Consider the following 21,726-nt stretch of genomic DNA (forward strand, 5'->3'; position numbering starts at 1 on the left):
CCCCTGGCGGGGCTTACTAATAAATTATCCTGAGGGTGGAGTGCTGCTTACAGCGGCATATCCACCCTTACTTGTTTTGAGAATGATTTACCGCGGGCGTCTTTGCCATCTATCTTCCACATCACACTGCGCAATTCAACCGATAGAGGCTTTTGATTGGCAGAACGCACGTTTTTCACAGCAGCTAACCATTTTTGCTCATTCTTCCTGGTAGCCCTGCTGCTTCTTGCTTCGCGCGATACAGCGTTACGTATAGATGAAGGAGAGACCCTCGGCGCTGCCAGCCTGTTTTCGTTCAGTCCTGTGATTGTATAGCTATTACCTGCACTGCGCAGTGCTTCCCAGCCTGTGGTGGTGCTCAGGTTATCCAGCACCAGTGTACCCAGGTTGTTCTTAGCTACTACTACTGTCTGGTAGCGTTGTGAGATCTTATCGACTTTACCACCTGAAACGCGGATCTCCTTTCCATTTAGTGAACCGTTGCGCAGCGAGTATGATGTGCCTGAGCCTTTAGCCTCGACGCCGGGTATGAATAACGTCACGTCCTTCATGTCGATCTTCAAACCCTTGCCAGTTGGCGCTTCCGCTGGTTTTTCTTCAACACGCGCAGTTTTCGATTCAACCGGCTCCTCAACTGTTGCAGGCTTTTGGGCAGTATCGGTTTTAACGACTTCTGCTTCTTCTGTCGGCTCCGCAGCTTTTGCAGGTCTCATATCCATCACCCTATCTCCAAGGTATTGAGAATCTGTTTCCGTCACCATCATCGACGAATCGCCTAGCACGATGGCGCCGCTGCCGCCACTCGTGGTTTTGCTTTCAGAACATGATACAAACCCGGCTGAAGCAGCCAGCATCAACAAGAAAAGAGTACGCATATGGTTAAGATTCGGCATAAAAATAATAAACGACCCTAATAAGTCAGCAGCTTCTGCACGCTTTCATGCAGCCTGTTCTTTGCCAGGAAGTTTTGTTCGAGCTCTATAGCAAACGGCACTGGCGTATCAAGGCTTGCGCAACGAACTACCGGAGCATCTAATAATTCAAAACAATTTTCGCTGATCCATGCAGCTAGCTCACCGCCAATGCCACCTACCAGTGTGTCTTCGTGCAGCAACAATACCTTTCCGGTACGTTGTACAGATGCACGGATAGCATCATAGTCCAGCGGCAGCAGTGTACGAAGATCAACTATATCGAATGAGACATCCGGGTTCTTTGCTGCATATTCGGTAGCCCAGTGTACTCCCGCTCCGTAAGTGATGATGCTGACATCCTCACCTTCCTGCACTTGTCTCGCTTTACCTATCTCGATAGTATAATAATCATCAGGAACCATGCCGCTAATGCTGCGATAGAGTGCTTTGTGCTCGAAGAACATTACCGGGTTTGGATCTTCAATAGAAGCGATCAACAGGCCCTTCGCATCTTCCGGAGTAGATGGATAAACCACCTTCAGTCCCGGAGTATGTACGAACCATGCCTCGTTGCTTTGCGAGTGGAAAGGACCTGCACCTACGCCACCGCCGGTTGGCATACGTACCACAACATCAGCATTCTGTCCCCAGCGGTAGTGTATCTTGGCCAGGTTATTAATGATCTGGTTGAAACCCACGGTCACAAAGTCTGCGAACTGCATTTCCATCATCGACTTGAAGCCTTTGATAGATAAGCCCAGTGCAGAACCAACTATAGCGCTTTCGCAGAGCGGTGTATTACGCACGCGTTCTTTACCGAACTGTTGCACAAAACCCTCTGTTACTTTAAAGGCGCCGCCGTATTCAGCTATATCCTGTCCCATGAGCACCAGGTTCGGGTGGCGCTCCATGCATTGACGCAGGCCGTCGCTGATGGCTTGTATAAATTTCTTTTCTAAGCGCGTTGAAGAAGCAGGCGCAACAGCGGTTGTTTTCAAAGGTGCATAAACATCTGCTACTTCTTCTGCTGTATCCGGTTTTACCGGTTCTGCGGCAAAGCCAGTAGCCAAGCCATCTTCAATTTCTTTTTGAATAGATGCGCGGATCTGGCCGAGTTTATCCTGCGTAACCAGTTTTTCTTTTAGCAGGTACTGCTCGAAGTTGGCAACAGGGTCTTTTTTAGCCCATTCTTCAAACAGCTCTTTCGGTACGTACTTCACACCGCTGGCCTCTTCGTGGCCACGCATGCGGAAGGTCATACATTCAATCAGTATCGGCTTTTGTTTCTTGATACAGTATTCGCGGGCTTCGCTGATTGTTTTATATACTTCCAGTATGTTATTACCGTCAATGGTAATCCCCTTCATACCGTAACCAGCTGCGCGGTCTGCCAGTTGCTTGCACACAAACTGCTCGTTTATTGGGGTACTTAGGCCATAGCCATTATTCTCGATGATGAAAATAACCGGCAGGCCCCAAACAGCTGCCACGTTTAGCGCTTCATGGAAATCGCCCTCGCTGGTACCACCATCGCCGCTAAAGGCAACGGAAACCTTGTTTTCCTTCCGGAGTTTATGCGCCAGCGCCACACCATCAGCAATAGCGAGTTGCGGACCCAGATGCGATATCATACCGCAGATGTGGTATTCATTGGCCCCAAAGTGGAAGGAACGCTCGCGGCCTTTGCTAAAGCCTTCTTTGCGGCCCTGCCATTGCATGAACAGCTTTTCGAACGGCATTTTGCGGGCTGTAAATACCCCCAGGTTGCGGTGCAGGGGCATTACGTACTCGTCGCTGTCCAGCGCCATGGTAGCACCTACGGAAATAGCCTCCTGGCCTATACCGCTGAACCATTTGCTGATGCGGCCCTGCCTGAGCAGTACCAGCATTTTCTCCTCTATCATCCGTGGACGGAGGAGTTCGGTATATAGTTGAATGAGTTGGTCGTCGGTCAGTCTGCCCCGGTCGAAACGCATAAATGAGATTTGGCGCAAAAATAAGCGGTTAAATGTCTAGTTTAACGATTGCTGTTTTTCCCGATTGAGTTTTAGTTCCTATCTTTGTGCGACCGCTACAGCTACTTCCAAAGATTTATTGTAATATCAACTAGCTGCGCATACCGGTCTCAAAAACAGGTGCGTTATGACTAAATATATTTTTGTAACCGGGGGCGTTACTTCATCGTTAGGAAAAGGAATTATTGCAGCCTCACTGGCCAAACTGCTCCAGGCCCGCGGCTTTCGCACCACCATCCAGAAATTTGATCCATACATCAACGTCGATCCGGGCACGCTGAATCCGTACGAACACGGGGAATGCTATGTTACGGAAGACGGCGCTGAGACCGACCTGGATCTGGGCCACTACGAGCGTTACCTGAATACGCATACGTCTCAGGCCAACAACGTAACTACGGGTCGTATTTACCAATATGTAATTAATAAAGAGCGCGAAGGCGCTTATTTGGGTAAAACCGTGCAGGTTATCCCGCATATCACAGACGAGATCAAACGTCGTATGACCCTGCTGGGCCAGAACAACCAGTTTGATATCGTCATCACCGAGCTTGGTGGTACCGTAGGCGACATTGAATCTCTGCCTTATGTTGAAGCCGTTCGCCAGCTGAAATGGGAAATGGGCGATGAAAATGCCTTGGTGGTGCACCTCACACTGATCCCTTATCTGAAAGCGGCAAAAGAGCTGAAAACCAAGCCTACCCAGCACTCAGTGAAACTGATGAGCGAGAACGGCCTGAATCCGGATGTTCTGGTTTGCCGTACTGAAGAACCGCTGTATAAAGAGCTGAAAAGGAAGATCGCCCTGTTCTGTAACGTAACACAAGACGCGGTTATCGAAGCGCTGGATGCCGATACGATCTATGGTGTACCGCTGGAAATGATGCGTGAAAAGCTGGACCAGATATGCCTCCAAAAGCTGGAGTTGCCTATGGGCACTGAGCCAGACCTCAGCCGCTGGAAAGAGTTTTTGAACAAGCTGCGCTACCCTAAATCGAAAGTAACTATCGGTCTTGTTGGTAAATACGTAGAGCTGCAGGATGCGTATAAATCGATCCTGGAAGCACTGATACATGCGGGTGCGATCAATGAATGTAAAGTAGAAGTAAAGAATATACACTCTGAACACCTGACACCGGAAAATGCAGCTGAAAAACTGCAGAACGTGGATGCTATGTTGGTAGCTCCTGGTTTCGGTAGCCGTGGTATCGAAGGTAAGATCGATGCAATTCGCTATGCCCGCGAGAACAAGCTACCTTTCTTTGGTATCTGCCTCGGTATGCAAATGGCTTGCGTTGAATTTGCCCGGAACGTACTGGGTGTTAAGAACGCGCACTCTACCGAAATGGATCCTGATACTAAGGATGGTGTTATCGCGATGATGGAAGAGCAGAAGAAGATCACTCAGATGGGGGGTACTATGCGTTTGGGCGCATATGAATGCGAACTGCGTAGCGGTTCTAAAGCGGCTGATATCTATGGCTCAACCAACATCTCAGAGCGTCACCGTCACCGTTATGAGTTCAACAATGCGTACATGGACGCATTTGAGAAAGCAGGTATGATACCGGTTGGTAAAAACCCTAAAACAGGCCTCGTAGAGATCGTTGAACTGCCGGAACATCCGTTCTACATGGGCGTTCAGTTCCACCCTGAGTACAAGAGCACGGTAGAAAATCCGCATCCATTGTTCGTAGCCTTTGTAAAAGCTGCCAAAGAAGCACAGGAAAACCGCAACGGACACGGAGCACACCACAAGTTTGAGAAAAGCGGTGTAGCTGAAGGATAGTTAAGATAATCTTCAATAGAAAAAAGGCTCAACAGAATGTTGAGCCTTTTTTCTATATAGCCAAGTGGTTAGACTGCACCGGTCGGCCAAAGAACGCACTGGCATGTGCATTAAAATCATTAGCATCATCAGTTGTAAAAAACTGCATGGTGCTATTTTTTGTTAAGCGGCTTTCCATTTCGGAATGGCGCTGTAAATAATGCTCCAGGCTATCTGCTACTATATCGCCCTGGGCTACCACTTTAATATTTTCAGGGAGGTGGCTTTTGATCTTGTCGATGATGATGGGATAATGCGTACAGGCCAGCAATACTGTGTCTATCTGCGGCGCTTTTGTAATCAATTCGTCCAGGTATTTTTTGATAAAGAAGTCAGCGCCTTCGCTATTATGCTCGCCATTCTCTATCAGCGGCACCCATATTGGGCAGGCCTGCTGGTGCACTTCAATATCGGGAAACTGGTTGCTAATCTCTATTTCATAGGAGCCTGAGTTGATGGTGCCCTTGGTCCCCAGAACACCTACGTGGCGGGTTTTGGTGTAGTTGCCTATAACTTCGGCGGTTGGCCGGATAACGCCCAACACCCTTTTTGAAGGATCTTCCATATGAGGCAGGTCTTGCTGCTGTATGGTGCGGAGGGCCTTGGCCGATGCCGTATTGCAGGCTAAAACCACCAGCGGACAACCCATTTTAAAGAACCACTCCACACATTCCAGCGTATACTCATGCACCGTTTCGAATGAGCGGTTGCCATATGGCGCCCGGCCATTATCTCCCAGGTAGATATAATCATATTGCGGAAGCTTATCAGCTATCGACTTAAAAACGGTCAGTCCGCCATAACCTGAATCAAAAACGCCAATCGGATGTGTCGCCTGCATTAAAGCGAAGTTAACTGGAAATGTTAAAACGTTTATACTAAGGGCATTTAGGCGTAACTTTGCGTTGATTTTCAGAATATGAGTGATGTTGCAACGCCGCTGGCCGCTTCGGGCTCGGCGCCTCTTACAGCTAAAGATTTCGCTACAGACCAGGAAGTACGCTGGTGCCCCGGCTGCGGCGACTATTCGATATTAAAACAGGTTCAGACCATTCTGCCTCAAACGGGTATCCCGCGCGAGAATGTGGTGATCATTTCCGGTATCGGGTGTAGCTCGCGCTTCCCGTACTACATGAACACCTATGGCATGCACTCGATCCATGGCCGTGCTACGGCTATCGCATCGGGCCTGAAAGCCACCCGCCCTGAACTAAGCGTTTGGGTGGTGACTGGTGACGGAGACAGCCTGAGCATTGGCGGTAATCATACCATTCACCTGCTGCGCAGGAACTTCGATATAAACATCCTGCTGTTCAACAACCAGATATATGGTTTGACCAAAGGTCAGTACTCGCCAACTTCGGAACCGAACAAAGTGACCAAGTCTACCCCGATGGGCAGCCTGGATCATCCGTTTAACCCGCTGGCGCTGGCGCTGGGTGCAGATGCAACGTTCATCGCCCGCAGTATGGATCGCGATCCTAAGCACCTGCAGGCAATGCTGCTTCGCTCCAATGGCCACCATGGAGCATCGCTGCTGGAGATCTACCAGAACTGTAACATCTTCAACGATGGTGCATTCGAGATATTTACTGAAAAAGGTTCTAAAGCAGAAGAAGCCCTGTTCCTGGAGCAAGGCCAGCCGCTGCTGTACGGCGCCAATAAAGACAAGGGCGTAAAACTGGATGGCTACAAACCAACATTGGTAAGCCTGAACGACGGCCACAGCGCCGACGACCTCTGGAAGCACGACGAAAAAGATTTCTTCAAAGCGCAGATATTGACCCGCATGTTCGACAACCCGGAAGTGGAAGGTCACTACCCGCGTCCGTTTGGTGTGTTCTACGCCGCCGAGCGCCCGACATACGAAGACCAGATGCGACTCCAGCTCGAAGAGGCCATCGCTACAAAAGGCAATGGCAACCTTGACAAGCTGCTGGAAGGGAAAGAAACCTGGATAATAGAATAACCTAAAAGGCAAAAAGTAGAACGATACTTTTTGCCTTTTACCTTTTACATTTACCTCTGCCTGAAAAAATTGCAGATTAATTGGCCTCACTAAAAAAGCTAGCCGGACAAACGGTATGGTATGGAGTCAGCAACATTGCTGTACGGCTGCTTACCTACCTGCTCACCCCTTACCTAACGCACGTACTGACTGGTCCTAAAGGACAGGTCGTATTTGGTCAGCAGGGTTTTCTCTACTCCATTTTCCCTGTTATGAATATTCTCTATACCTATGGTATGGAGACCGCCTATTTCCGCTTCAGCACAACAGAAGATAAGCTCAAGCTATACAGAACACAGCTTACCTCTATGTTGGTGAGCACATTGTTCTTCTCTGCATTGCTTTGGATCTTCCGCGTGCCTGCTGCAGAATTTGCTGAGCTGGGAGATCGCACAGAATATGTTTGGTGGTGTGCGGCCATCATCGGTCTTGATGCGCTTTCTGCGTTGCCATACGCCCGCCTGCGCAAAGAGAACCGTCCACGGAAATATGCGGCTACAAAGGCAATAGGTATTGTCGTTTTTGTTTTCACAATCGTTTTCCTGTACAGCTTCGGTGACAACATTGCAAAAAGCGGAGGCATTTTTGCTGATTGGTATAACAGGCATTGGGGTATCGGTTTCATTCTGTTTGCCAACCTGCTGCAGGCCATTGTAACGCTGGTATTGTTAGCTAAAGAGCTGTTAGACTATCGCCCTTACATTGATAAAGCGATAATCAGAAAAGTATTGCCATATTCATTGCCAATACTCATAGCAGGCTTTGCGGGTACCTTCAACGATTCGCTCAACCGCGTGATGTTTCAGAAACTCTATCCGGCTTCATCTCAAGAATCACTGAGGTTGCTCGGTTTTTTTACGGCAGCTCTTCGCCTTTCTATCCTTATTAACCTAGCAATACAGGCTTTCCGCCTTGCTGCCGAGCCTTTCTTCTTTTCCATATCGCAAGAGAAAAATGCGACCGGCACATACGCACGAGTTATGAAATGGTTCGTCATCATCATGGCGCTGATGTTCCTCAACGTGACCTTGTACATCGATATCTGGAAGCATTTTCTGAGTGAAGAATATCGCGTTGCTATCGGGCTCGTTCCGGTGTTGCTGTTGTCATACATCATGTTCGGCATTTACACCAATCTGACTGTGTGGTATAAGTTGACTGATAAGACCCGCTTTGGAACTTACATCATGATCATTGGTGCGGTTGTGACAGTAGTCTTCAACCTGGCGCTGATACCAAGCTGGGGATATCATGCTTGTGCCTGGGGTATGCTGCTGACCAACACAGTGATGGTTGTTCTCTCTTATTCGTGGGGACAGAAATACTATCCGATACCGTACAATGTTGGTAAACTAGCCGCCTATCTTGGTGTTATGCTATTGCTATTCTTTATCCAGTATGGCATCAACAGTGTCACCACAAACCTGGCAATTCGCTTGTCAACCGGCACTGCATTATTCCTGGGTTATTTCTTTTTCATCTACACGCAGGAACGCGGGGAACTGCAACGTTTCCCTGTCATCGGTAAATTCATCAAATAGTTTAGCGTAACAACTCACAAGGCTTGAGACCTGTGGCTTTTTTGAAGGCAGTGCTGAAATGTGATATGCTGCTATAGCCAAGTGAGTTAGCCACGTCAGATACGGAGAAGCCCGGTTGTTGCAGCATGTCTTTGGCTTTCGCTATGCGCAGGTCTTGCTGGAATTCATGGATGGTCTTACCTACAAGCGCCTTAAATCCCTTTTTCAGGTAGCACTCATTCATTGCCACCCTGCGGGATAGATCTTTAATCGTAAACGATTGCTCGACGTTCTGCTCTATCAGCTTACGTGCCTCCAGTACCTTTTCACGTTCGCTGTCGAAAGCGAGGAAACGACAGGCGGGTACCGGGCAAACCGTGAATGGCATTGCAATGCAATCCAGCGCGCGGCGCAGCATTTGCAGGGCAATCTCTGTTTGCTGCAGGGCTTTGCGCAGTGCCGATGGTGACTGTACTTCCCTGATCTCAGTAAGCAGTTTAGTTGTTTGCGAACAAATGCTGAATTGCTGCTCCCTTACTTCGTCAAACCTGAAAGGCTCTTCAGCGCTTAGCATCGACAACGGATACTGGTCGAAAAACTCGGGCCTGAACTCTATCCAGCAAATATTCGCGTTGCCCGGCTCATCGGCGTACTGCAAATACAGCAGCTGCACGCAAAACTGGCCATCTCCAATGGGGAATAGGTTCAGGCGGGCATGTTCTTCCGGCCATGTAGCATCCGCAAAATTCACCTCGATCCATTCGGCATGTACAAAACTATTCATCGACACCTGCTCACGCGCTAATACGCGGGCCGGCTGGCCGAGGACACGTTCTATAGGCGCGTCGGTATGAACTTGTACTATGTCCGCAACAATTTTCAAGACAGGCGAAATTACGTAATTGAGCGCAAATCGGTATTTTGTACCGTCTTAAGATTATGTTGTTTCTCTATAGCCATGCCTAATTTTTTTGATAATGTCAGGTATGCCGTTGCAGGTATCCGCTCGTTCTTTTCAACCGAGCAGAATGGCCGTGCGCAGGGCATTATCGCTCTATTGGTGGTTACCGCGGGCTTCCTTTTCAGGATCACTGCCATGGAATGGGTGCTTGTATTAGGCTGCATTGCGCTGGTTATATGCCTCGAAATGGTCAATTCAGCCATCGAAAAGGTCTGCAACCTTATAACCTCAGAGTATAATCCCGCTATCAAGGTGATCAAAGACATTGCTGCAGGTGCAGTGCTACTGGCAGCTATTATCTCTGCTGTTATAGGCGCGATTATTTTCCTTCCCTATATCAATTCGATTTTAACGATAAAATAGTGTTAAAACGTTGCGAAAGCAATAGATATCCACTATGCTATCAAGCTGATGTGGATATTTAATCGAAACCTGTTGAAATGCCCTGTTTTCAAGGGTTTTGCGATAGGTTAAAACATGTCATTTTTCTTGGTCAAAGGGTCGTTTTTTGTTATCTTTGTAGGGTTATAAAGCCGGGTGATTTTTACCCTGAATAATTGGAAAATTTCATCACCTCCCGGCATCCATAAAAAAGGTTTCTCTAAAAGCATTTATGAGTACAGAAAACGAGGTTTTACAAGCTCCCCCCAGTTATGATGCTGGTAGTATCCAGGTATTAGAAGGTCTTGAAGCGGTGCGTAAACGCCCTGCGATGTATATCGGTGATATCGGTGTCAAAGGCTTACACCACCTGGTATACGAAGTAGTGGATAACTCGATAGATGAAGCACTTGCTGGCCATTGTAAAAATATCACCGTTACTATTCATACCGATAATACGATCAGCGTACAGGATGATGGTCGCGGTATCCCCACAGGCATGCACCCCAAAGAGGGCCGTTCTGCCCTTGAGGTTGTAATGACCGTGCTGCACGCCGGTGGTAAGTTCGATAAAGACAGCTATAAAGTATCAGGTGGTCTGCACGGTGTGGGTGTGAGTTGCGTAAACGCACTCAGCAGCCACATGCACACTACGGTTTTCCGCGAAGGAAAGATATTTGAACAGGAATACAGCTGTGGTGTACCGCTGTATGCTGTACGTGAAATAGGCACGAGCGATAAGCGTGGTACCCTGCAACATTTCAAGCCCGACAATACCATTTTCAAAGACACGGTATACAACCGCGAGATACTGGCAGCCCGCCTGCGCGAACTGTCTTACCTGAACAAAGGTATTCGCATCACCCTGACCGATGAGCGTGAGCAGGTAGAAGGGGAAGAAGTAAAAACACTGACAGAAGAATTCTACAGCGAAGGTGGTATCATCGAATTCGTGCAAATGCTGGACCGTAATGGTAAGCGTGATCCACTGTTGGGTACGCCTATCTTTGTTGAAGCACATGATAAAGAGTCTAACGTAGCGGTAGATGTAGCCCTGTCGTACAACACTTCGTACAACGAGCACATCTTCTCTTATGTAAATAACATCAACACCATCGAAGGTGGTACGCACGTTGCGGGTTTCCGCCGTTCTATCACACGTGTGTTCAAAGCTTATGGCGATAAGAACAAACTGTTCGAAAAAGCCAAAGTGGAGATCACGGGTGATGACTTCCGCGAAGGTTTGAGTGCTATCATTTCGGTAAAAGTTCCGGAGCCGCAGTTCGAAGGTCAGACAAAAACCAAGCTGGGTAATAACGAGGTGATGGGTGTGGTAGACGTTTGCGTTAGCCGTGTGCTGGACGCTTTCCTCGAAGAGCATCCGAAAGAAGCCAAGCTGATCATCGACAAAGTGATCCTTGCGGCACAGGCGCGTGCAGCAGCACGTAAAGCCCGCGAAATGGTGCAACGTAAAAGTGTACTGACAGGTGGTGGTATGCCTGGTAAACTTGCTGACTGCTCGGATCGCGATCCTGAACGTTGCGAATTATACCTCGTGGAAGGTGATTCGGCCGGTGGTACTGCTAAACAAGGCCGCGACCGTAGCTACCAGGCCATCCTGCCGCTTCGTGGTAAGATCCTGAACGTAGAAAAAGCGCAAGAGTATAAGATATACGAGAATGAAGAGATCAAGAACATGTTCACTGCCCTGGGTGTTAGCGTTGGTACGCCTGAGGATGCAAAAGCACTGAACATTACCAAGCTTCGTTACCACAAGATCATCATCATGACCGATGCCGACGTGGATGGTTCACACATTGCCACGCTGATCCTGACCTTCTTCTTCCGCTATATGAAAGAGCTGGTAGAGCAGGGTTATGTTTACCTGGCGCAACCACCTCTGTATTTGGTGAAGAAAGGTAAAGAAGCAGAATATTGCTGGGGCGAAGAGCAGCGTAAAGCGGCTGTTGACCGTATGGCGAATGGTAAAGAAGACAGCGTGAATATTCAACGTTACAAAGGTCTTGGTGAGATGAACGCAGATCAGCTGTGGGAAACAACCATGAACCCTGCAACACGTATCCTGAAACAGGTTACTATTGAGAGCGCTGCTGAAGCAGACCGCGTATTCTCTATGCTGATGGGCGACGAGGTTGCACCTCGCCGCGAGTTCATCGAATCGCATGCTAAGTATGCGAAGATCGATGTGTAATTGAAAGATTAATTAGCTCAAATATTTAGAAGGCTGGCCATTTGGTCAGCCTTTTTTAATTGATTGTCGCTTCCCATCGTTCGTAGAATATTACAAACAGGGTGAAGGAAATTAAGAAGACTGTTAGGGCAAACTGCCATATAGGGAAAGCAGCAAGAAATAGGATAGATGCAAAGAACAATACAGCAACCACTAGCATATATTTCTCTACTGTCATGCGCGGTGAGTATAGCAAAGATGAATACAGGCTCAGCTGTGCTGCGGCAATAGCATAGATGAGTAGCAGCATAGTTATCGGTAAGACGCTCTTCACATGCAACAGGAGGAACAATAGTTCAGGCAGCATGAGTACTGCATAACTAAGCAAAAACCAGCTATAGCGTTTTGTGAGTGATATTGGCATAGCGCGGACAAAGCGCAGACGTTCTTCAATAAACTCCCTCAGGTAAAACGGGAGTATCGCGTGCGCCGCGATCAGTCCCAGCATCAGGTATGAAACACTCTCGAGATTTAGATTCTTTTCATTGTAGGTAACCATTGCCTGTAGCAGTATCAATGATCCGATCTTAATGCCCAACAAGGCGGCCTTTCGCTGATGGAATAGATAATGCAGCAGCCAAAAACGAAAATTTTTTTCGGCAGAGCCGAAATCTAAAAACCTGTAGACACGCTCAAGCCTGATTTGTTTATAAGTACTATTAAGTGTGAGCAGATATAAATAGGAGGGAATGAAGATCAGTACGGTTTGAACAAGAAGTATGGTAATAGCTGCAAGGATGTGTCCATGCAGCATTTGAACGACTGCTGTAATGATGGCGTAAGCCAGGGCAGGCAGGTATATCATCAGTTGCAGTTCGGACAAAACTCGTAGCAATTTTCTGTCTGTTAATCCCTGAAGGTGGTATAAGAAGTTAGATGATAGTGGTGTCTGCAACACACGGAGCCCAAATCCCAAACATTTCACTGCGTATAGTAGCCATGCTCCACACAACAGTAAAAGCACGCGCGAAGTATGCGCCTGCTCCATGATGGTGTAATGGAAATACACCATGTCGCGGAAGCTCAGTATGCCGAAAAGGATGAAAAAGCAAACCAGGAAGAACCCAAGGTTCAGACGGTAGAACTGCTTTACGAATAGTGTGTTCAAGGTCTGCTTCATAACGCAGGTTGAATGAGTTCACTATTTTCTATTCGCAGCATGGAAGGTTTCGGCATTCCTTCGAAACTTAATTCCTGGTGTGAAGTGATAAGCACCTGCACCCCGTTTCTCAGGCTATTGCCGATCAGCACATTCAATTGTTCTATGCCTATCGTATCTATCGTGATAAAAGGCTCATCGAGCATGATCAACTTTGGATTGCCTATGAAAGCGAGCGCCAATGATAGCTTTTTGAGCATACCGCTGGAATAAGTACCTGTTTTAGTGTGAATAAACGATCCGATGTTCAGTCCTTCAACCAGTTCATCCGCCTGTAATTTGCTACCGCCGCGCGTTTCCACATAAAAATTCAACAGATCGCTACCGGTAAGAAATTCGGGGTACAACGGTTCGGCCTCAGCATAGCTCACGGCATTTCTGTAAGCCATGCGCTGCTTTTTTATGCTCATGCCAGCAACAGAAATATCGCCCCGATATGGTATTAGCCCTGTAACCGATTTTAAGAGCGTACTCTTGCCACTGCCATTACCTCCCTTCAGCCAGTAAAAGTTTCCGGGTAGCGAAAGATCTGCTTTGACGATAAGTCTATCGCCATAAAACTTTTCGAACCTATCAAACTGTATCATTTACAAGGGCGAAATAAATATGTTGATTGTTAACGATTTGAGAAATAATGTATGTAATAAAAAAAAGGAGGCCCTGCATGAATGCAGAGCCCTTTTTCATTTCACGTTCCTTTGCGCGAAAGCAAGAAGAACTTTTTACCCCTATTGAAACGAAATCGTTTGGTCAAATATAATTAGCTAATATACGGCATCCGAATTAAGAAAAATAATTATTTATGCTCTTTCCTAACCTTATTGACGAGTAAATGCGCCAACCGGGTAGGCTCAGGTATACGGTATCTGCGGGTACAGTGCTTTACGATATCAACACTTTCGTCCAGCGTAATGAGGTGGCCGGGCGATATGAATACCGGCTTACAATTCACCTTCGTACGGAGAGCCGTTCCGATCGTTTCTTCGCGATGAACCATAGGGGACGTAGAAAAGGGCACATTTTCCGGCATTTTGAAGCTGCCAGCGAGCAGGCTTTTGGCACAACCGATGGTTACTACCCCTTCCAGGATACCAAAATGCGATGCAACGCCCACACGGCGCGGGTGAGCAATTCCATGACCATCAAGGATCAAGGCGTCCGGCTTATGATTCAGTTGTTGCCATACTTGTTGCAGGGCAGGTACCTCGCGAAAGGCCAGCAGTCCCGGCACGTACGGGAAAGTTGTTTTAAATACAGTTGTCGCGCTTTCTATTATTTCAAGCTCGGGGTAACTGAGGACGATGATCCCGGCATACACCGTATCCGAATGTTTATTGAAAGAGATATCGGCGCCTGCTATTGTTTTGATCTCACGATCGAGCGGCACCAGGTTTACCTGGTTTCTGATCTCTTTTTGTATGGATATGGCTTCGCTAGGGGATACATGGGAATAATCTACCGGCATAGGAGTTGTCTAAATGGCAAAAAATATGTATATTTGTAGGGGATTATAAGTTGGCGCAAATTAGAACTTGTTTGGAGAATAACAATCACCCTATCGATGAAAGCATGTCATACCTCTGTTAGAAATTCCGCCTCTAAGACTTTTACTTTTCAGGATTGCGTCATTCTCGCGAATCAGAAAATTAGTAACAAAAGGTAACATTTACCTTAGTTAATAGGTTAAAAATCAACACGTAAGGAAAAAATACGCAAGTGACAATGTGAAATAGCATTGTTACCCAAAAATAAACCCGCGCCTTAAGCGCGGGTTGCATTAAAAGTTCTTTAAAAAATTGAGACTTATTTTTTCTTCGGCTGTTGCTGCATGCGATCCATCTGGGATTTTTGCATTTGCTCCAGGCGTTGCTGCCACTTTGATGGAGTAGCCGGTTTGTTCTTGTTCTCTTGTATCTGGGCGTGTATTGCCTTTTCGTTGATGATGTACTTCTGGATAATGAACTGCTGTGCGATGCTGATCATGTTTGAGAAGAAGTAGTAGAACGTCAGGGCCGCTGCCATCTTGTTGAATACGCCTATCAGCATGAAGGGGAAGATATAAGGCATGTATTTCAGCATAGGGTTGTTCGGATCCTGTTGCGTCATATTGCGGTTGTACAGTGCCAGGAACAAGCTTGATGCTGTCATCAGCAAGGTGAACAGGCTGACATGGTCGCCATAGAACGGTATGTTGAACGGCAGGGTAGCAATGCTATCGTAGGTCGAAAGGTCGTTTGCCCACAGGAATGGCTGCTGCCTCAACTCAATTGAAGTTGGGAAGAAGTAGTACATGGCGAACAGTATCGGTAGCTGGAATAACGTAGGTAAACAACCTCCCAGCGGGTTTACACCAGCCGTACGGAACAGTTTCATTTGCTCCATGCTAAATTTCTGTTGGTCTTCGCCATACTTCGCGCGCAGTTCGTCGATCTCCGGCTTCAGCACGCGCATCTTTGCGGCCGAGAGGTAGCTCTTATAGGTGAAGAAAGACAGTATCAACCTGATCATGATGGTCATGATCATGATGATAACGCCGTAGTTGGTAATGAATTGGCTGAGGGTATTGAAGATCGGGATGATGAGCCATTTGTTGATGTACTTAACAAACGACATAACACCGTAGCCCAACGGTACCATTTCATCGAGGTCTATTTTGTACGAGCGCAGGGTTTTGTAATGATTAGGACCGATGTACCAACGGAAACCTACCTGGTTGTTAGTTGTCTTCGCATCAATGGCTGTGTGGTTCTTGGCAACCACGTTGCTATCAGGAACATTGGTAGTGCTGTTGGTAGTGACTTTGTTAAAAGCATCGTCGGCGATGAAAGCCGTAGAAAAGTACTGCATGCGCAAGCCCACCCAGTGTGCAGGTTCATCCACTTCGATCTTCTCCTGGTTGTTGATGGTGAAGTAGTCGTGGTCGTTGTTCTTTTGGTGGTAATACACTTGTGCATTCTGACGCTCAGTAGCAAGTGTGCGTTCTGTATGCAGCGTTTGCGTCTGCCAGGTAATTGGCAGGCTTTGCACTTGCATTCCTGTCAGTTGGATGCTGCCTTTGAGCATGTAACCTTCTGCAGGCAGCGAATACAAAATATTTACAGCCTGTCCGTTGCCCATATCGGCTGTGAACTGGATGGTCTTGCTGCCATCAGGTTCTGTACGTTCGCTTGGAGTATAGTAAAGATCTGAAGTAGCAACAGCACCGTTGTTGATCGGCAGCACCGCAGACAGCTGGTTGTCCGCACCATTGAAAAGGTACAATGGTCCGCCTTGAGAGGTCTTATATTCGACCAACCTTGCACTGGTTGGATGAGCGCCTTTGGTAGTGAAATCAACCGACAGTTGTTTGTTCTCCAGTTTTACCGTTTGCGCCTGGCCTGTGTAAGCAGGAGGCATTGCAGCACGGAGTGAGTCGTTCAATGTATCAGCAGCTTGTTGCGCTTGTGCTACCAGCTTTGCCGAATCAACCAATGGCTTTGGATGTGCCTTGGCATACGCTATTGAATCTGCACGTTTCTGTTCGAGGTAAGCACTTTGCGACTGCTGGTTATACACAACATATCCTATCAGCAGCAGTATTAATAGGCCAAAGCCTATGACGGAATTACGATCCATGAATCAAAAATGAGAGTGCAAAGGTATGTAAATTGAAACGGACAGGAATATAAAACCCTATACAGCTCAATTTGTACTATATATCTTAGTGTTTATATGTTTTTGCCTGAAAAATAGGCTAATTCGTGCGATAGGTCGAGGTATGGATGTAGCCCGGTAAGGGTCTCGACTTTTTGGGCATATGATGCCAAAAACTTGCGATGGCCTTCCGTTTCTGGGAAACGGGGACGGTGCGAGCGGGCCGTGGCGATATCCTGCACTTCTTTCATCACCTTTTGGGTGCTCGGATCAATGCAGCTATTGACAAACTGCTCCCAGACAAACGAGGTGGCCAGGTAGTTAGGGTGCACATAGTCGATATCATAATATCGGTAATCGCGAAGGATATCGATGATCAGCTCATAGGCCGGAAAATAATAAGCCTGGGAAAATTCGCTGCATAAAAGGTGCACGGCTTCTAGCAACCTTGCTTTGCTACGGTTATTGTCGATCACACCATCCCGGATATGCCTGACCGGACTAATTGTGAACAGAAGCTTTACCGACGGATTTATGGCAATGAGTTTGCTAAGTGTATTGCTTAGTGTACCGGTGATGGAGTGTATGTCTAACAGTCGTTTTTCAAACCATTGAGCCGGTGCCCGGTGGTTGTTGGCAACATGCTTACCGGAGTCTTTTAGATAATATTGGAACGAAGAACCCAGTGTGATCATGACCCATCCGGCAGTTTTCACAAACTCAGACGCATGTTGCTGGGACTGATTAATATGGTCGAGTGCTGCCTGTTTGTCAATATCGGAGAAGCGGGTATGGTGGTCCCAGCTATTCCAGAGGTCGTTAAGTTGAAACAGATCGTTTTCGGTATAGAGTCGGTTATCTATATAGCTGTCAAGACTTTGTGCAACGCTCAGGGGATTGAAGAGGATACCGTTGGGATTCGAAAGCACTCTGAATTTATGCAGAGCCAGACGTTCTGACATGTTTTCCGTAAAGCAGGACCCTATTAACAGGATGCTGTTATGATAAGTTATTGGTTGCGGAAGTTGCGGTATGTCAAGTTGTAGCGTTAATTGCATAAACAAATGTCTGACCTTATAAGAGATATTGCTGATGGAGTTTAATAAGCATAAAGGTCGAAAACTACGAATAGTATGACGTTTTGCTAGATTTTGGTATTGACATCGAAAGGATTGATAGATTTATATGCCGTTATGGCACTATATTTATTGTGGTTTAAAAATTGTTTTACCCTCTTAAAACCGGATCTCAAAAATACGACTTATGAATTCAAACGAATTTCACAAATATGCCATTAAACATCATGGCATCAGCAGTGCCACACTGCACAACTATACTTCCTCAATGATACGCGTTCCGCAAGGCCTTACTCCATATATCATCGAAGAACGTCCGCTGAACGTTGCGTCTATGGACGTGTTCTCTCGTTTGATGATGGACCGTATCATTTTCCTGGGTGAAGCAATTAATGACTATGTAGCCAACATCGTTACGGCGCAATTGTTGTTCCTCGAAAGCACAGACCGAAACAGGGATGTACAGATGTATATCAACAGCCCGGGCGGTAGTGTATACGCAGGTTTAGGTATTTATGATACTATGCAGATCATCAATCCTGACGTGTCTACCATCTGCACGGGTATCGGTGCTTCTATGGCTGCGGTACTGATGTGCGCTGGTACTAAAGGTAAACGTACTGCCCTGAAGCATAGCCGCATCATGATACACCAACCACTTGGTGGAGCGGAAGGCCAGGCCAGCGATATCGAGATCACAGCCCGCGAGATAGCTAAGCTGAAAAAAGAACTGTATGAGATCATTGCATCTCACTCAGGACAAAAATTCAGCAAAGTGGAAAAAGACAGCGACCGTGATTACTGGATGACAGCTCAGGAAGCTAAGGAATACGGTATGGTAGACGAAGTGCTGGAACGCAACCCGCGTAAAGCAGGAGACAGTACCGAAACAAAATAACGAACGATTTAAAATAAATATCCCCGGCCTTGGCCGGGGATATTGTTTATTGTTCAGTTGTATTTGTCTCTGGAGATAGCACCCATTTCTTTTCATTCAGGTGCGTTACTGTTACCGGGATATTGTACTTATTGCTAAGGTAGGACGCCATTTGTTCAGCCGCATACACTGAGCGGTGCTGGCCGCCAGTGCACCCGAAGGCGATACTCAAGTGTTCAAAGCCGCGTGACAGGTAATCGTCAACATTATAAGACACCAGTCCATAAGCATGTTGCAGGAATTGCGGCATGTTAGTTTCATGCTCCAGGAACTGGCGCACATTTTCATCGTGACCAGTGTTATGCTTGTAAGCAGCAAAACGTCCTGGGTTTAAAATACCACGGCAGTCAAATACAAAACCTCCGCCATGACTTGATTTGTCTTTAGGGATTCCATTTTTGTAAGAGAAGCTGCATACCTGCACTTCGAGTTTTGCATTCTCACCGCGCGGCGGTTTACTATACCTGGATTGCATTGCCGGGGAAGATAAGCGTTCCAATAAAGAACGCATTTCAGGATATGCAGGTGCCTGCGGATTATCTGCCAGGAAATTTGCAAGGCTTTTCAGCGCAGGTCCTATGCTGCTTACAAAGTGTGGTTTGTTTTGCAACAGCCCGCGGAAGCCATAGGCGCCCAATACCTGCAGCAGACGCAATAATACAAATTGCAGGTACCCTTTGCGGAAGTGTATTTCTTCAACGCGGGAAACATGCAGCTTATTCATGCTGGCGATGTAGCCATTCAACAGATCCTCTTTCCATGCATCGGGTAGTTGGGCCTTCGCTTGCCATAGTAGTGAGGCGATGTCGTATTGCGGCGGGCCCTGCATAGCGCCCTGGAAATCGATGAAGAATGCTTTGCCATCATGCAACATAACGTTACGGCTTTGGAAGTCGCGGTACATCAGCATTTGGGGCTGTATGCGTCCCAGTTCCCTGCTCATTTGCTCCATTTCCGACATCAGTGTTGCCTTGTCGTAATGAAGGCCTTGCAGATCAGCGAAATAGTATTTGAAATACAACAGATCGCCCATGATGGCTTTCTCATCAAACTGGCGTGTGGCAAAGCACTGGTAGAAGTCTGCTTCGCGGCCTGCTACCCATTGTAGTTTTGCCAGTTGTTCGAGCGCCTGGTGATAGGACTTGCGCACTTCGTCAGTCAGGCCATCCTTCATCAGCTTGTCGAAGAGTGAAGTCGTGCCGAGATCTTGCTGTAGGTATGCTTTGCGATCCTTGCTTATTTTGAAAACTTCCGGAACATTGATCTCATGTTTGCGGAAGAGCTCGGTAAAATAGAAATAAGTATTGTTTTCGGCTGTGTTGGCATTATAAGTGCCAATTGCAGTATGACCTGCCCCATTCAAACGAAAATAACGTCTGTCTGAACCTGAAACAGGCAATAAGTCTACCTTTTCAGCTTCTATACCAAAATGATCTTCAAATAACTTCTCTAACGTGCTAATTGTCTGGGCCGATGATTTTACTGGGGTCATATATCTTTCTTAGGGTAATCAAATAGAAACACTTTCTTGTCTGCACCGTTAAACTCATTCCATTGCTGAGCATTAAAACTGCAAGCCACGATACCACATGTAGGCATAATATCGGTTTTGAACCTGCCAGATAAGTGGTTGACAAAATCGGTGATACCCGGATTGTGGCCAACGATAAATACCGTCTTTATATTATCATCAACTTCGTACAGCACTTCTTCAAACACAGAAGGAATGCAATGGTACAGTGTTTCGTTCCAGGTTATTTTGTCGTGGTCGTAACCAACTTCTTTGGCTATTTTCTTAGCTGTTTGCTTGGCACGTTTAGCCGTGCTTGCGATGATAAGGTCTGGTATCAGCTTGTTTTTTTTCAGGCGCTCACCCATCATTGGGGCGTCGTGCTCGCCGCGGTCATTCAAAGGGCGTTCAAAATCGCTTTGCAGTGGGTTTGCCCAGCTCGATTTTGCATGCCTGATCATTACTAAAGTCCGTTCCATAACAGGATCAGTTTCCTTTATAATATTGGAGTTTTAATTCTTTGCCGTCAAATACAGCATAGCTATCGTAGCGTATCCAGTCACCAAGATTTACATAGAGACTGTTTTGTGATAAGGGGTATTCAATAGCTATATGCCGGTGGCCAAAAATGAAATAGTCTATATGCTCGTCTTTCAACTTATCTGTTGCGAATTGTACCAGCCATTCTTTATCCGGTCCGAGAAATGGTTTTTCCTCTACCGAATGCTTAGGCCCCAACCTACTGAACCAGCCTGCCATGCCCACACCTGTATCGGGATGCAACCTACGGTACAACCATTGTGCAACAGGATTGCGAAGTACAGACTTCAATATTTTATAGCCATGGTCACCAGGTCCCAAACCGTCGCCATGTGCTATGAAAAATTTCTTTCCGTTAAACTCGCGTTGAATTGGTTCGTGATGAACGGGGATATTCAATTCTTCCTCGAAATAGCCGCGCATCCAGAGGTCATGATTACCAGTAAATGCTTCAATGTGTAAACCACTATCACTGAGTTCTGCTAGCTTACCTAGAAAACGTGTATAGCCTTTGGGTACAACATTCTTGTATTCAAACCATACATCGAAAATATCACCTACCAGGTACAGCTGTTCTGCATCTTTGCTGATGTCGTCCAGCCAGTTGCACAAACGTTTCTCGCGAGCGAGGCTGCTAGCCTTGTCCGGGATGCCCAGGTGGAAATCGGATGCGAAATAAATTTTCTTGCCTTCAGGTAGATCCATGAACTACGGCTAAATGGGGGTGCAAGTTACTTGAAAATGGATTAAGAGCCTATTAAAGCTACGTTTCAGCCCTTGAAAATCAACACGAAAAAAGTTTTTTTTGGAAAATTGAAAAGCCCGAATATATCTTTGCACCAGTTCTTTTAAACGTCGCTTATCAAGAAAGGCAGAGGGTAATGGCCCGATGAAGCCTTAGCAACCTCCTCAGCGAAAGCTGGGAGCTGGTGCTAATTCCATCCCACAAATGTGGGACAGATAAGTCAGATGCAATAGTTAAACCGAAACGGC

General features: G+C 46.8%; 18 protein-coding genes and 1 riboswitch. Of the genes, 6 read left to right on the top strand and 12 right to left on the bottom strand.

Annotation, left to right across the window (positions count from 1 at the left end; genetic code table 11):
- Nucleotides 1-47: 47 nt before the first annotated feature.
- Both P2W83_RS06855 and P2W83_RS06860 read right to left on the bottom strand, forming a co-directional pair.
- Nucleotides 48-875 carry a hypothetical protein gene (locus P2W83_RS06855; protein WP_276132966.1) on the bottom strand — a complete coding sequence of 276 codons (828 nt, stop codon included), beginning with the start codon at nucleotides 873-875 and terminating at the stop codon, nucleotides 48-50.
- A gap of 35 nt (nucleotides 876-910) precedes the next feature.
- Nucleotides 911-2,890, bottom strand: coding sequence for an alpha-ketoacid dehydrogenase subunit alpha/beta (locus tag P2W83_RS06860; RefSeq protein ID WP_276132967.1), 1,980 nt, complete (start codon nucleotides 2,888-2,890; stop codon nucleotides 911-913).
- Nucleotides 2,891-3,056: 166 nt separating this feature from the next.
- On the opposite strand from P2W83_RS06860, the gene P2W83_RS06865 reads away from it, so the two are divergent.
- Nucleotides 3,057-4,718: a CTP synthase gene (locus P2W83_RS06865; protein ID WP_276132968.1), complete on the top strand. Its 1,662-nt coding sequence runs from the start codon at nucleotides 3,057-3,059 to the stop codon at nucleotides 4,716-4,718.
- Nucleotides 4,719-4,770: 52 nt separating this feature from the next.
- Here the strand turns inward: P2W83_RS06865 and murI are convergent, their stop codons facing one another.
- Nucleotides 4,771-5,598, bottom strand: a complete 828-nt coding sequence (gene murI, locus P2W83_RS06870) for a glutamate racemase (RefSeq protein ID WP_276132969.1) — start codon at nucleotides 5,596-5,598, stop codon at nucleotides 4,771-4,773.
- 78 nt (nucleotides 5,599-5,676) lie between these two features.
- Between murI and P2W83_RS06875 the strand changes: the two genes are divergently transcribed.
- Together P2W83_RS06875 and P2W83_RS06880 are read left to right on the top strand one after the other, a co-directional pair.
- Nucleotides 5,677-6,726 carry a 2-oxoacid:ferredoxin oxidoreductase subunit beta gene (locus P2W83_RS06875; protein ID WP_276132970.1) on the top strand — a complete coding sequence of 350 codons (1,050 nt, stop codon included), beginning with the start codon at nucleotides 5,677-5,679 and terminating at the stop codon, nucleotides 6,724-6,726.
- 80 nt (nucleotides 6,727-6,806) lie between these two features.
- Nucleotides 6,807-8,306: a lipopolysaccharide biosynthesis protein gene (locus P2W83_RS06880; protein ID WP_276132971.1), complete on the top strand. Its 1,500-nt coding sequence runs from the start codon at nucleotides 6,807-6,809 to the stop codon at nucleotides 8,304-8,306.
- Nucleotide 8,307: 1 nt separating this feature from the next.
- On the opposite strand, the gene P2W83_RS06885 is transcribed toward P2W83_RS06880, so the two are convergent.
- Nucleotides 8,308-9,168, bottom strand: coding sequence for a helix-turn-helix domain-containing protein (locus P2W83_RS06885; RefSeq protein ID WP_276132972.1), 861 nt, complete (start codon nucleotides 9,166-9,168; stop codon nucleotides 8,308-8,310).
- A 75-nt stretch (nucleotides 9,169-9,243) separates the two neighbouring features.
- Here P2W83_RS06885 and P2W83_RS06890 point away from each other — a divergent pair, with 75 nt between their 5' ends.
- Both P2W83_RS06890 and gyrB read left to right on the top strand, forming a co-directional pair.
- Nucleotides 9,244-9,609 carry a diacylglycerol kinase family protein gene (locus P2W83_RS06890; protein WP_276132973.1) on the top strand — a complete coding sequence of 122 codons (366 nt, stop codon included), beginning with the start codon at nucleotides 9,244-9,246 and terminating at the stop codon, nucleotides 9,607-9,609.
- A 250-nt stretch (nucleotides 9,610-9,859) separates the two neighbouring features.
- Nucleotides 9,860-11,839: a DNA topoisomerase (ATP-hydrolyzing) subunit B gene (gene gyrB / locus P2W83_RS06895; RefSeq protein WP_276132974.1), complete on the top strand. Its 1,980-nt coding sequence runs from the start codon at nucleotides 9,860-9,862 to the stop codon at nucleotides 11,837-11,839.
- A 55-nt stretch (nucleotides 11,840-11,894) separates the two neighbouring features.
- On the opposite strand, the gene P2W83_RS06900 is transcribed toward gyrB, so the two are convergent.
- The 5 genes from P2W83_RS06900 to P2W83_RS06920 form a co-directional block, all read right to left on the bottom strand.
- The gene (locus P2W83_RS06900; protein WP_276132975.1) at nucleotides 11,895-12,998 is read right to left on the bottom strand and encodes a hypothetical protein; all 1,104 of its coding nucleotides are present in this window, start codon (nucleotides 12,996-12,998) and stop codon (nucleotides 11,895-11,897) included.
- Nucleotides 12,995-13,624: an ABC transporter ATP-binding protein gene (locus tag P2W83_RS06905; protein WP_276132976.1), complete on the bottom strand. Its 630-nt coding sequence runs from the start codon at nucleotides 13,622-13,624 to the stop codon at nucleotides 12,995-12,997. Before P2W83_RS06905 ends, P2W83_RS06900 begins: the two co-directional genes overlap by 4 nt.
- Before the next feature lie 209 nt (nucleotides 13,625-13,833).
- Entirely contained in the window at nucleotides 13,834-14,502 is a 669-nt protein-coding gene (gene nfi / locus P2W83_RS06910) for a deoxyribonuclease V (protein WP_276132977.1), read from the bottom strand.
- A 338-nt stretch (nucleotides 14,503-14,840) separates the two neighbouring features.
- Nucleotides 14,841-16,652: a membrane protein insertase YidC gene (gene yidC / locus P2W83_RS06915; protein WP_276132978.1), complete on the bottom strand. Its 1,812-nt coding sequence runs from the start codon at nucleotides 16,650-16,652 to the stop codon at nucleotides 14,841-14,843.
- Between the two features lie 92 nt (nucleotides 16,653-16,744).
- Entirely contained in the window at nucleotides 16,745-17,728 is a 984-nt protein-coding gene (locus P2W83_RS06920; protein WP_276132979.1) for a GSCFA domain-containing protein, read from the bottom strand.
- Nucleotides 17,729-17,933: 205 nt separating this feature from the next.
- Between P2W83_RS06920 and clpP the strand changes: the two genes are divergently transcribed.
- Nucleotides 17,934-18,644 carry an ATP-dependent Clp endopeptidase proteolytic subunit ClpP gene (clpP, locus tag P2W83_RS06925; protein ID WP_276132980.1) on the top strand — a complete coding sequence of 237 codons (711 nt, stop codon included), beginning with the start codon at nucleotides 17,934-17,936 and terminating at the stop codon, nucleotides 18,642-18,644.
- A 46-nt stretch (nucleotides 18,645-18,690) separates the two neighbouring features.
- On the opposite strand, the gene P2W83_RS06930 is transcribed toward clpP, so the two are convergent.
- The 3 genes from P2W83_RS06930 to P2W83_RS06940 are packed head-to-tail and all read right to left on the bottom strand — an operon-like array spanning nucleotide 18,691 to nucleotide 21,438.
- Nucleotides 18,691-20,175 carry a RapZ C-terminal domain-containing protein gene (locus P2W83_RS06930; RefSeq protein ID WP_276132981.1) on the bottom strand — a complete coding sequence of 495 codons (1,485 nt, stop codon included), beginning with the start codon at nucleotides 20,173-20,175 and terminating at the stop codon, nucleotides 18,691-18,693.
- A complete protein-coding gene (locus P2W83_RS06935; protein WP_276132982.1) occupies nucleotides 20,172-20,672 on the bottom strand; it encodes a SixA phosphatase family protein in 501 nt (166 codons plus the stop codon). The genes P2W83_RS06930 and P2W83_RS06935 overlap by 4 nt, the downstream gene beginning before the upstream one ends.
- Nucleotides 20,673-20,679: 7 nt before the next feature.
- Nucleotides 20,680-21,438 carry a UDP-2,3-diacylglucosamine diphosphatase gene (locus P2W83_RS06940; protein ID WP_276132983.1) on the bottom strand — a complete coding sequence of 253 codons (759 nt, stop codon included), beginning with the start codon at nucleotides 21,436-21,438 and terminating at the stop codon, nucleotides 20,680-20,682.
- A gap of 151 nt (nucleotides 21,439-21,589) precedes the next feature.
- Nucleotides 21,590-21,700: riboswitch (SAM riboswitch) on the top strand.
- Nucleotides 21,701-21,726 lie beyond the last annotated feature (26 nt).

The organism is Polluticoccus soli (assembly GCF_029269745.1).
GTDB lineage: Bacteria > Bacteroidota > Bacteroidia > Chitinophagales > Chitinophagaceae > Polluticoccus > Polluticoccus soli.